Annotated in this window: 14 protein-coding genes and 1 pseudogene; 7 read left to right on the top strand and 8 right to left on the bottom strand. The window is 63.5% G+C overall.

The annotated features are described in order from the left end of the window. Positions 1-14: 14 nt before the first annotated feature. Together ACLP4W_RS09295 and ACLP4W_RS09300 are read right to left on the bottom strand one after the other, a co-directional pair. Entirely contained in the window at positions 15-932 is a 918-nt protein-coding gene (locus tag ACLP4W_RS09295) for an HpcH/HpaI aldolase/citrate lyase family protein (protein WP_442385861.1), read from the bottom strand. 122 nt (positions 933-1,054) lie between these two features. Next, on the bottom strand, positions 1,055-1,621 hold the full coding sequence (locus ACLP4W_RS09300) for a hypothetical protein (RefSeq protein ID WP_442385843.1): 567 nt from the start codon (positions 1,619-1,621) through the stop codon (positions 1,055-1,057). Positions 1,622-1,677: 56 nt separating this feature from the next. On the opposite strand from ACLP4W_RS09300, the gene ACLP4W_RS09305 reads away from it, so the two are divergent. Beyond that, on the top strand, positions 1,678-3,141 hold the full coding sequence (locus tag ACLP4W_RS09305) for a protein adenylyltransferase SelO (RefSeq protein WP_442385844.1): 1,464 nt from the start codon (positions 1,678-1,680) through the stop codon (positions 3,139-3,141). Position 3,142: 1 nt separating this feature from the next. Here the strand turns inward: ACLP4W_RS09305 and ACLP4W_RS09310 are convergent, their stop codons facing one another. Next, a complete protein-coding gene (locus ACLP4W_RS09310) occupies positions 3,143-3,970 on the bottom strand; it encodes an LLM class F420-dependent oxidoreductase (protein WP_442385845.1) in 828 nt (275 codons plus the stop codon). Positions 3,971-4,024: 54 nt separating this feature from the next. Next, positions 4,025-4,420 carry a DUF4267 domain-containing protein gene (locus tag ACLP4W_RS09315; protein WP_442385846.1) on the bottom strand — a complete coding sequence of 132 codons (396 nt, stop codon included), beginning with the start codon at positions 4,418-4,420 and terminating at the stop codon, positions 4,025-4,027. A gap of 326 nt (positions 4,421-4,746) precedes the next feature. On the opposite strand from ACLP4W_RS09315, the pseudogene ACLP4W_RS09320 reads away from it, so the two are divergent. Together ACLP4W_RS09320 and ACLP4W_RS09325 are read left to right on the top strand one after the other, a co-directional pair. Next, positions 4,747-5,458 (top strand): annotated as a pseudogene (locus ACLP4W_RS09320) (TetR/AcrR family transcriptional regulator). A gap of 44 nt (positions 5,459-5,502) precedes the next feature. Beyond that, on the top strand, positions 5,503-6,219 hold the full coding sequence (locus tag ACLP4W_RS09325) for a TetR/AcrR family transcriptional regulator (RefSeq protein WP_442385847.1): 717 nt from the start codon (positions 5,503-5,505) through the stop codon (positions 6,217-6,219). Here ACLP4W_RS09325 and ACLP4W_RS09330 read toward each other — a convergent pair. Further along, a complete protein-coding gene (locus tag ACLP4W_RS09330) occupies positions 6,209-6,505 on the bottom strand; it encodes a hypothetical protein (protein ID WP_442385862.1) in 297 nt (98 codons plus the stop codon). The two genes, ACLP4W_RS09325 and ACLP4W_RS09330, sit on opposite strands and share 11 nt — an antisense overlap. Before the next feature lie 134 nt (positions 6,506-6,639). Between ACLP4W_RS09330 and ACLP4W_RS09335 the strand changes: the two genes are divergently transcribed. Then, positions 6,640-6,864, top strand: coding sequence for a hypothetical protein (locus ACLP4W_RS09335; RefSeq protein ID WP_442385848.1), 225 nt, complete (start codon positions 6,640-6,642; stop codon positions 6,862-6,864). A 53-nt stretch (positions 6,865-6,917) separates the two neighbouring features. Beyond that, complete coding sequence (locus ACLP4W_RS09340) at positions 6,918-7,547, top strand: DUF732 domain-containing protein (RefSeq protein ID WP_442385849.1); 630 nt, start codon at positions 6,918-6,920, stop codon at positions 7,545-7,547. A gap of 8 nt (positions 7,548-7,555) precedes the next feature. Here ACLP4W_RS09340 and ACLP4W_RS09345 read toward each other — a convergent pair whose 3' ends face one another. The 3 genes from ACLP4W_RS09345 to ACLP4W_RS09355 form a co-directional block, all read right to left on the bottom strand. After that, a complete protein-coding gene (locus ACLP4W_RS09345; protein ID WP_442385850.1) occupies positions 7,556-7,717 on the bottom strand; it encodes a hypothetical protein in 162 nt (53 codons plus the stop codon). A 53-nt stretch (positions 7,718-7,770) separates the two neighbouring features. Beyond that, complete coding sequence (locus ACLP4W_RS09350; RefSeq protein ID WP_442385851.1) at positions 7,771-8,238, bottom strand: hypothetical protein; 468 nt, start codon at positions 8,236-8,238, stop codon at positions 7,771-7,773. Positions 8,239-8,401: 163 nt separating this feature from the next. Continuing rightward, the gene (locus ACLP4W_RS09355) at positions 8,402-8,779 is read right to left on the bottom strand and encodes a hypothetical protein (RefSeq protein WP_442385852.1); all 378 of its coding nucleotides are present in this window, start codon (positions 8,777-8,779) and stop codon (positions 8,402-8,404) included. A 178-nt stretch (positions 8,780-8,957) separates the two neighbouring features. Between ACLP4W_RS09355 and ACLP4W_RS09360 the strand changes: the two genes are divergently transcribed. Together ACLP4W_RS09360 and ACLP4W_RS09365 are read left to right on the top strand one after the other, a co-directional pair. Beyond that, on the top strand, positions 8,958-9,389 hold the full coding sequence (locus ACLP4W_RS09360) for a hypothetical protein (RefSeq protein ID WP_442385853.1): 432 nt from the start codon (positions 8,958-8,960) through the stop codon (positions 9,387-9,389). A 168-nt stretch (positions 9,390-9,557) separates the two neighbouring features. Next, a partial coding sequence (locus ACLP4W_RS09365; protein ID WP_442385854.1) for a class I SAM-dependent methyltransferase occupies positions 9,558-10,172 on the top strand: 615 nt, incomplete at its 3' end.

Consider the following 10,172-nt stretch of genomic DNA (forward strand, 5'->3'; position numbering starts at 1 on the left):
TCTTCCCTATCTGGTCAGTAGTGATACGTGTCCGACGGCGCGGGCGAGTGAACCCGTTCGTCCTCGAAGTCGAACGCTTCGATGCCGTAAGCGCGAGCCAGCTCGAGGATCTTGGTGGCGCGGGCGATACGCGGCAGATCGGAGCCGTTGCGGATCTCTCCCCCGTCACGTTCGAACTCGGCGAAAAACTCTTTGGCCCACGCGATTTCATCTTGCGACGGGGATAATCCCTCATTCACCACGGCACATTGGTCCGGGGTGAGGCAGATCTTGCCGGTCATGCCGAATTCGACGGAGACGGCGGTGGCTTCGATGAGTTTCAACGGGTTGGAGCCAATGGTCGGCCCATCGATCGCACTGGGCAGGTTCGCCGCCTTGGCGGCAATGGTGAAGCGTGACCGCGCGTAAGCCAGAGTGGTTGGCTCTTCTCCGAAACCGGTGTCACGGCGGAAATCGCCGATGCCGAAGGCGAGCCGGAACGTGCCTTTGGCGGCCGCGATCTCGGTGATGCGCTCGAGGCCCCGGGCCGTTTCAACCAGCGCGACGATCGGCACATTGGGCAACCGTTGGGCGGTCTCGGTCACGTGGTCCACCGATTCGACCATCGCCAGCATCACCCCGCCGACCGGTATTTCGGCCAGTGCCGCCAGATCGTCCGCCCACCAAGGGGTGCCGAAGCCGTTGATCCGGACCCAGTCGGTGTTTTCGGCGGCAAGCCAACGCACGACGTTGTCGCGGGCGGCGTGCTTGTCTTTGGGCGCGACCGCATCCTCGATGTCGAGAACAACGATGTCGGCGCGGGAGTGCGCCGCGGACTGGAACCGGTCGGCATGCGCGCCATTGACCAGTAGCCAACTGCGGGCGAGAACAGGATCGATGCGTGAGCCGATCTCTGCGGGATCCGCGTCGTGGCCCTCGACCTGTTCATACATTGCGTGATCTGTCGTCATCTTCATTCCGTAGGTGCTGGCTCGTCTTCCCTAAACCGTAGCGGCATTGCAAAACGGATGGTCCAGATGCCCCGCATCAACGGCGGCAACAGCGCCGACGGCGATCAGCTGGGCTTATGCGAGCGGCGCCATATCAAGCCCGCAACGGCCGCGGCGACAACCAGCACGACCGCGGCGAGCAAGGATTGCAGCGCGAACACCGCGAAGTCGTTGACGTCGTAGGAGTCGGCATCACCGACACATTGGAAGCTCACGTTGGTGCCCGACTGGCCCGGTCTGTAGCTGTAGTGCGACGTGTTGTAGGCCATCTGGTATCCGCTACTGCACACGATCCCGCTCATCCATAGCGCGCTGGACGGGATCAACGCGGTAACTGCCGCCGCACCACCCACGCAAAGGCCGATGGCCCCGCCGATCAGCCCGACGATGCCTCCGGCACGATCGGCCCCGATGAACCTGCGCGGCGACACCGAAAACGGTGCCCTCCGGAGTTCGCGCTGTGCCTGCAATGCCTGCGCCAACCGGACCGGGGATGGCTGCTCGACGGGCTGGGCTACGCCAGCGGCCGCCTTTGCGTCGGCCAGCTGACTTTCCAGCTCCGCGATGCGCTTTTGCTGCGCAAGCTGACGTTCCAGCTCGGCGATGCGCGCCTCGGGGCCTTCCTGATCCATCAGCAAATGGTCCCACCTCGTAATCGCCGTCGCGGACTTTCCGTAGTCTCGGTCGGGTGAGCGTTGCACCGGACATGACCGTTGCTTTGCAAGACCGGTTTTTCCGTGAGTTGCCGGAGATGGCTGTCCGCTGGCAAGCCGAAGCAGCTCCGGACTCACGGCTGCTGGTGCTCAACGATCGACTGGCCACGGATCTCGGTCTGGACGGCGCCTGGCTGCGCGGTCCTGACGGACGGCGTTTTTTGGTGGGCAACTTGGTTCCCCCCGGTGCCACCCCGGTGGCCCAGGCCTACGCCGGGCATCAGTTCGGCGGTTACGTTCCGCGGTTGGGCGACGGTCGCGCACTGCTGCTGGGCGAACTCGTCGACGATGACGGCCACGTGCGCGACATCCACCTCAAAGGTTCCGGACCCACCCCGTTCGCACGCGGCGGTGACGGCCTGGCCGCGGTGGGACCGATGCTGCGCGAATACGTCGTCAGCGAGGCGATGCACGCTCTTGGTGTCCCGACGACGCGATCCTTGGCCGTGGTGGCCACCGGGCGCCCGGTGCGGCGCGAGACGCTACTGCCCGGTGCCGTGCTCGCCCGCGTCGCCGGCAGTCATCTGCGGGTGGGGAGCTTCCAATACGCCGCATCTACCGGCGACAAGGACCTGCTGCGGCGCCTCGCCGACCATGCGATCGCCCGCCACCATCCCAGCGCGGCGCAGGCCGAGCGGCCCTACCTTGCGCTATTCGAGGCCGTGGCCGCTACCCAGGCATCGCTGACTGCCCGATGGATGCTGGTCGGGTTCGTCCACGGGGTGATGAACACCGACAACATGACGATCTCCGGCGAGACCATCGACTACGGACCATGCGCCTTCATGGAGGCCTACGACCCCGACACCGTCTTCAGTTCGATCGATTCCTGGGGGCGCTACGCCTATGGCAACCAGCCGGTCATCGCCGGATGGAACGTCGCCCGGTTCGCCGAGGCGCTTCTTCCGTTGCTAGCGGACAACGTTGAGGAGGCGGTCGCACTCGCTGAGGGGTCGTTCGGAGTCTTCAGCTCCGCGTACGACGCGGTGTGGTCGTCGGGTATGCGCGCCAAACTCGGTCTGTCCGCGGACGCCGGGGCCGGGACGGTGACGCCGCTGATCGACGAACTGCTTCTCCTCCTGAACGAGAGCCGAGTGGATTACACCTCGGTCTTCCGCCTGCTGGGCGAAGCGGCCCGAGGAGACGCCGAGCCGGTGCGCGGACTGTTCATCGACCTCGCCGCCTTCGACGACTGGATGTCGCGCTGGCGGGCCCTCGTCCCGGACGCCGAGTTGATGGACCGCACCAACCCGATCTACATCCCGCGCAACCATCTGGTCGAGGAGGCTCTGAGCGCGGCGACGGCGGGTGATCTCGATCCGCTTCAGCGGGTCCTTGGGGCCGTGACCGCCCCCTATGAGAAGCGGCCTGGCCTCGAGCGCTACGCCGGCCCAGCCCCGGAGGATTTCGGGCCCTACCAAACCTTTTGCGGCACCTGAGCTACCCGACTTTGGCGAATTCGGCCCGCAGGTCATCCAGCCGGCGAAGCGTCTCGTCGCGAGGCTCGGTCGCCAGTTCCACCAAAACGTGCTCGAGCCCGAGGTCTCGGTAAGCTTCTAAATCCTTGGCCTTCGGTTCGCCCATATGGGTGTTGATCACCGGAACGTCGTGGCCGGCAAGCCCACGCAGTTCTTTGAGCTGACCCGACAGAGCGTCGGCTGACGGGCTCATCGAGATCCAGCCGGCTTCCAGCCGCGCTATGCGCTTGAAACTCGCCGGCCCGCCACCCAGGTAAAGCGGCGAATACGGCTTCGTCAGGGGCTTCGGCCAGCTGTAGATCGGGTCGAAATTCACGAAATCACCATGGAATTCGGCCTTTTCCTGCGTCCAGATCGCAATCATCGCGCGTAGGCGCTCTTCGACCACGCGTCCCCGCACCGCGGGATCAACGCCGTGGTTGGCGATCTCTTCGCGCAACCAGCCCACGCCCACGCCGAATCGGAAGCGTCCCCGCGACACCAGGTCGAGCGATGTCACTTCTTTGGCCGTCAGGATCGGATCACGTTGCGGGACCAACGCGATGCCGGTTCCTAACACCAGTGTCTCGGTGGCGGCGGCGGCCGCCGTCAAAGCCACAAATGGATCCAGAGTTCGGTAGTACTTCCGCGGAATCGGACCACCCATGGGATACGGGGTCTTAGTGTTGACCGGGATATGCGAGTGCTCGGCAAGGAACAGCGACTCAAACCCACGCTGCTCGAGTGCCGAACCCAGCTCCACTGGGCCAATCCCCTCGTCGGTGACAAAGGTCAGGACACCGAAACGCATGCTTGCTCCCCTCAACGGCTGACCACCACAGTCAACAGCATTGAGGCTCGCGCGTCAGCCTGCCGGACTCCCCCCTGCGCCTGGCCTCCGGCGCGCCGCTCCCCAGAGCCCGACACCGACGCCGATAACGGCGCCGCCCAGCCCGACAAGCTTTTGCGAGGGCTTCAATTCGCGATGGACACTGATCCCGCCGAGCAGGTCGGCCGCGTCGGCACCGCCGGACGCGAGGAACCAGCCGCGGGTGTCCTTGCCGCGCACCGCTGCCGCCGCGAGCAGCCCGCCGATCAACGCGTCGCGGTAGCCCATTGACCGCAGCAGCAGTCGCGCCGTCGGCGTCGGTTGGTCCGGATCGCCCCAGAGCCGATTCGCGCGGAGTGGGTCGACGAGGAAGGAGATGCCCGAGGCGAGTCGGATGCTGCCCGCGAGGAGTGCGGCCCGGTCGATTGACATGCAAGCAGCGTAGTGCCGCAACGGTAACTGAAAGCGCCGTTTTCAGATAACAGCCGCTCAGGGGCGAACGACCTCCGCACGCACCGTCGCGCGAGAGCCGATTAGCCGGTGTCGCCCTTCACGACCTTGCCGGCGCCCGATGAAAACGCCGAACGCCAGCTACGAGCGCCTTGAGCTTGATCTTGATTGTCACCGTCGTGCATTCGCTGCAATGGTGTGCCCATCAACGTAGACGCGATTTTGTTGAACACATGCCTAATACGCGGCGACTCCGGCTTGACGAAAGCGGATGTGCGCGAACGGTTAACGGATTATTTTGGATAACTATGACGGAACAGGGGGATCCGGTCACACGTCGGCAAGCATACAACCGCCGACCAGCCAGGCGACGACGCAATAAGCTCGCTCCCGATCCCGATGTGCGCCGCGCCATTATCGTCGCCGCATCAAAGTCGGTTCGCGAGAACGGAATTCGAGGGCTGAGCGTTTGCCGCGGTCCTCGATCGCGCCCAGCTCAGCACCCGTGCGTTCTACCGACATTTCGAATCGAAGGACCAGTTGGTTGCGGCGGTCTTCTTGGAGATGACGCGCATTGAAGTGCTGCGGCTGAGAACACAAATGGCCGAAGTCAGTAACCCGATCAGGGCGGTGGCCGCCTGGATCGACGGACGACTCGATCTCGCATTCGACGAGGAAATCAAATCGGAACTACGTCAAGTGTCTTTGGAAGCTCAATCGAAGGTGTTCTCGTCCCCGGAGTTGGTTTCGCCCTCGTACTCCGCGATCCTCGAGCCACTCGTCGAACAGCTTCAGCGCGGCATGGAACTTGGCGTTTTTGAAGACATCGTTCCGGCGAACGCCGCGAAGTCGATAAACGGCGTGGTATGGGCGGCCACCCAGCGGCAGTGGGCAACAAATCATTGGCAACGAGACGAGGTTCGCGAACGCGTGCTGCGATTCTGCCTGCGCGGACTGGGCGTGGTGCCCGAAATGATCGAACGAGTCACCGCACGTAACGCGCTTAACGCAATCGTCTAACGCCAGAGGATTCCGCGCGAGGTTTGCGGGGTATCTACGCACGTATGACGTATCCGTACAACGCGGGCACCCCTCGACAGACACACGCGAGCGGCCCGTTATCGCGCCGACGGAACAAGCTTGGCCCCGACCCCGACGTGCGTGGCGCCATCCTGGCCGCCGCGGCGAGATGTGTACGCGATCAGGGACTCCTGGGGCTGAACATCGCTGCCGTACTCGAACGCGCTCAGCTGAGCACCCGCGCGTTCTACCGACACTTCGAATCGAAGGACCAGCTAGTTGCGGCAGTCTTCTTGGAAATGGCCCGCGTCGAAACACAAAGGCTGAGAAGCAAAATGGCGAATGCCACCTGCCCGGTGGAGGCAGTGGCCGCTTGGATCGACGGACGACTCGACCTCGCGTTCGACGACGACATCGAGTTCGATCTGCGCCGCCTGTCCCTGGAGGCCGAGTCGACGGGGCTCTCCTCCCCCGAGCTGGTTTCGCCCGCATACACCGCGATCCTCGAACCGCTCACCGAGCAGCTTGAGCACGGCCTGGAGCCTGGCGTCTTCGAAGACATCATTCCCGCGACCGCGGCGAAGTCGGTACACGGTGTCGTTTGGGCGGGCACTCCGCGGCATTGGACAACAAATCACCGGGACCGCGCCGAAGTTCGCGAACGTGCGGTCAGGTTCTGCCTGCGGGCACTCGGTGTGGCATCAGAAAAAATCGAACAAATCACCGGGGACGACCCGCCCCCGGACGGGCCTATTGCCTAGCTGGGCACGCATCGGCGATTTCGATCGAAGCCGGCCACAACGCCGCCGTTATCCCGAAGGCTGCGACGTCAGCTCCTGACGGCAACACCGTTTCTAACCGCGTCTGAATCCGCTGAGTCTGTTCGGCGTGCAGCAGCTCCCACCCGAAGCCGATAGCCAAGTATGGGATCGCCAGCCACAGCGCCAACTCGATGAGCGCCCCGATGCTGACCTGGTATTGGAGCACGCGCCGAAGCAGATCCATCCCCCGCTGGATCCGGCCGACGGAACGGCCATCGACATTCATGTCGGCGTCGTGATCGCCTGAGACGGACATAACCGCACTCCCAAGCCGGGGCACCTGGCACCCGACCCACACGAGGTTCTCACATCGTCGGCTGGAAATGCAAAGGTGTGCGCGACCTGCGGTTAACATGACGAATGCTCACCAAGCTCCGTCAGGTGCTCAGCTATCGGTTGACCATCGCCGAATTGATGGGCATCGCGGTCGTGCTCGGCACGCCGTATCTGATCATGGGGCTCATCTGGTCGTGCACCCACACCGAGCACCTGCGCCAGATGCAGGGCGCCGACCTGGTGGTGTCGTTTTTGGGCTCGATCGTGTCCTGGCCGGTCCTGCTGTTTTCCAACGTCTGCATGACCTGAGGCCTTATCGCACGACCATTGCACCAGCGTTTGCCTCGGCTAGCATGACCCTCATGGCCGAGCCGGTCCCGGCTGCCGATGACCCCGTCGGACTCCACCGTGCCGAAACGGTTGCTGTACCCAACTACGCGGCTTCGGACACGGGTGATCGCACGTCCCCGCACGACCACGGCGACGCCACCACCCAGAGCGAAGCGGCGCCCGACCGCCAATCATGGCGCGCCACCTGGCGCAAAGCCGGTGCGCTACTGGCGGGCTGTCTTGCGCTGGCGGGGGCGATCGTGCTGGCCTTTTGGCTATTGGGCCCGCAAACCAAGGGTTCGCGGCCGCCGCCTGGCTCACCGCCCGCGCCGACAAGCGGCGCGTCGACCAGCCCACCCGCATCGGCGACGGCGTCAGCGCCGGCCACCGCCACGTCGACGATCGCGTCCACGCCGGATCAGGACGACAAGTACATCCAGGCCCTAAACGATCGGGGCATCTCATTCGCCAATCCCGAGGCCGCCGTCTACAACGGCAAATTGGTATGCGACGACATCCGTCAAGGGATGACAGTGCCGCAGATAGTCGCGGCATTTCGTGCGAGTAATCCGGCCCTCGGAGGCGACGCCGACGCGTACGTGTCCATTTCCGTTCACGCCTACTGCCCACAAAACGCCAATCTGGTTGGCGGAGGACCCTAGTCGAGCGCTTAGGGCGGCGCGTTGACGATGTCCTCGTCCTTCGGTATTGGTATCGAGACGGGTTGGCCGTAGCCGGTGAAGTCATCGGTGATCAACTCATGTTCCAGGACGCCGACGGTGCGACCGACACGCCCGCGCTCGGTAACCCACACGTTGAAGTCGGTGGGCATGACCGCGGCGATTGAGTATTCGGAACCCTCTTGCGATTGCGGGTATCGCGCGGTTACCGCAGCGCTCCACTTCTGAAGGAGACGACGTTGGCGATGAACTCGGACACATCGCTGGGATCTCTGGGTGTGCGAATCCAAGAGCGATCGGACATGGTCGGGAATTGAACTCGCAACCGGTCGGCAGCCGGGCCGTTGACGCGCCAGAACGTCGCGTTGCGCATGACGACGATTTCCTCGTTTACTCCGCCGGGCTCTATCCCGATGAAGAGGGTCTTGAAGATCGCGGAATAGTCGCCGCTGAAATACACGGCGCCCTGCGGTCGTGACACGACCGCCGTTGCCCACGCGTTGAGCGGGGTCGGGGCGTCGGGCGTAGGTTGCATCACCTGGTGCGCGGTGAGCGTGTCTGCGGACGCCGACTTGTTCAACGCGGCGACGACGGCCTCTTTCGGGCCGGCCGGCTTCGGCGACGTCGTTGGTTGCCCGCTGGCCGAGGCGCGGTAGCGAGCAAGCAGGCACACCCAGGAGGGCGACGACTGCCATCATCGGCAAAAACGCCGTCGCGACAACACCGGGTCGCCTCACGCGCGAAATGGTACGCGCCAGGGACGGACCGCTGACGAAACCGAAAGACTTCGACCGCTCGGAAAGCCTGTTCCGGCCGTCCCACACCCTGCATGAAAGCTATGGGTTGTTCGGGTCGTTCGGGTTGTTCACGTTCGGGTCCTCGTCTTGAGCCCAGTAGTCGTCCCATTCCTCTTCTGTTTGCTGCGCAATTTGATTGCGCTCATCTTGGTCGGCGTCGTCGTCATCGGCAGCGAAACCGCCGTGGCCGACCACGTTCTGGGAAATCTGAGGAAGCTGCGGGCCGAAGGGAACAGTGGCCGGCGCTGGCAGGCCCGTGGCCTGGTCTACCAGGCGCACCGACCCCGATGTGACGACGGATTCGGCGGTACCGGGCCGCGTGGCGTCGTATGCCGCGAGCATCGCGATGGTCGCGGCCCCAGCAAAAATCGCTTGCATCACACGGATTCGTCGACGGCTCTGAATGGTCGTTGTCATCATCTTTGTTTAAGCTTCGCCGTTAGCCAGAGGCTGGGTGATCGTTATCGATCCGCTGTGGGATCTCCGCGAAAAGCTCTGAAGCTTCGGCGTGGCGGGCGCTTCTGGGGTCGTCGTTCTTACTACTCTGAGGGCCACAAACTGTGGGGGCACCGTGACCGCGGAAAGGACGCGCAACGTGAACCTCTGGTTCCCGACGAATAAACGGACCCTCTCGGCACTCGGCGTGGCCGCGTCCGCCGTCTTGTGCTTCGGTGCGGGAACCGCCCGGGCCGACACCGCCAGTGTCCAATTCCAACCGGCAACAATGAATAACATTCCAAGTCTGCGAGTCACCGTCACAGACACCAGCGGATACGGGAACCCCGGTACGTACGGCTTTTGCACGCTAAACGCCACCCCGACGATGGGGACCATGGACGTTCTCCAAAACATCCGCACCCCAATGGCCCCGCTGAACCAGACGTTTCAGCTGAACCAGGGCGGCCAGCAACAGTTGAACTTCGCGCCCGAGCTCCCGACGGGCACACTCTGGAACGTCAACATAAGCTGCACTGACCCCGTCCAAAACCAAACCGGGACTATCTACAACCAACCGATGCCGTTCTGATTACTTCACCACGAATGACCGGAATCGGCGTGAATCGTCCGGTTATCGCCGGATTTTCGATCGCGCCAATCTATCTGTTCGGCAAGCTCGTAAGGCAAAGATCGACGTTGTAAGGTGATCGAGTCTGGTGATTTTGGCCCCCGCCCAAGCCGTCACGAGAGGACGACATTGCCAGAAAAAGCGCAGAGCCTGCGGCCACACTTCGAGGATGTGCAGGCCCACTACGACTTGTCCGACGACTTCTTCGCGCTGTTCTTGGACCCGACGCGGACGTATACCTGCGCCTACTTCGAGCGCGACGACATGACGCTGGAAGAGGCCCAGATCGCCAAGATCGACCTGGCGCTGGGCAAACTTGGCCTGCAGCCGGGCATGATGCTGCTCGACGTCGGCTGCGGTTGGGGGCCGGCGATGCTGCGAGCGTTGGAGAAGTACGACGTCAACGTCGTCGGCCTGACGCTGAGCAAGAACCAGGTTGACTACGTCGAGCAGCAGCTCGCGGCGTCGGATAGCCCGCGTTCCAAGCGGGTGCTGCTGCAGGGCTGGGAGCAGTTTTACGAGCCGGTGGATCGGATCGTGGCGATCGGCCCGCTCGAGCATTTCGGCTTCGACCGCTACGCCGATTTCTTCAAGAGGGCTTATGACCTGTTGCCGGGCGATGGCACGATGCTGCTGCACACGATCGTGCTGTTGAGCAGGCAGGAGCTCAAAGAGCGCAATCTGCCGATCACGATGCGGCATGTGCGTTTCTTCAAATTCATCCTGGACGAGATCTTCCCCGGC

This window comes from Mycobacterium sp. (assembly GCF_052145595.1).
In the GTDB taxonomy this organism is placed as follows: domain Bacteria; phylum Actinomycetota; class Actinomycetes; order Mycobacteriales; family Mycobacteriaceae; genus Mycobacterium.

Bases quoted from the DNA above. Each gene is read 5' to 3' on its own strand.
- ACLP4W_RS09310 (WP_442385845.1), bottom strand. From the start codon at position 3,970: ATGCGTTTCGGTGTCCTGACCTTTGTCACCGACGAGGGGATTGGCCCA.
- ACLP4W_RS09295 (WP_442385861.1), bottom strand. From the start codon at position 932: ATGTATGAACAGGTCGAGGGCCACGACGCGGATCCCGCAGAGATCGGC.
- ACLP4W_RS09340 (WP_442385849.1), top strand. From the start codon at position 6,918: ATGGCCGAGCCGGTCCCGGCTGCCGATGACCCCGTCGGACTCCACCGT.
- ACLP4W_RS09300 (WP_442385843.1), bottom strand. From the start codon at position 1,621: ATGGATCAGGAAGGCCCCGAGGCGCGCATCGCCGAGCTGGAACGTCAG.
- ACLP4W_RS09325 (WP_442385847.1), top strand. From the start codon at position 5,503: ATGACGTATCCGTACAACGCGGGCACCCCTCGACAGACACACGCGAGC.
- ACLP4W_RS09335 (WP_442385848.1), top strand. From the start codon at position 6,640: ATGCTCACCAAGCTCCGTCAGGTGCTCAGCTATCGGTTGACCATCGCC.
- ACLP4W_RS09355 (WP_442385852.1), bottom strand. From the start codon at position 8,779: ATGACAACGACCATTCAGAGCCGTCGACGAATCCGTGTGATGCAAGCG.
- ACLP4W_RS09330 (WP_442385862.1), bottom strand. From the start codon at position 6,505: ATGAATGTCGATGGCCGTTCCGTCGGCCGGATCCAGCGGGGGATGGAT.
- ACLP4W_RS09345 (WP_442385850.1), bottom strand. From the start codon at position 7,717: ATGCCCACCGACTTCAACGTGTGGGTTACCGAGCGCGGGCGTGTCGGT.
- ACLP4W_RS09315 (WP_442385846.1), bottom strand. From the start codon at position 4,420: ATGTCAATCGACCGGGCCGCACTCCTCGCGGGCAGCATCCGACTCGCC.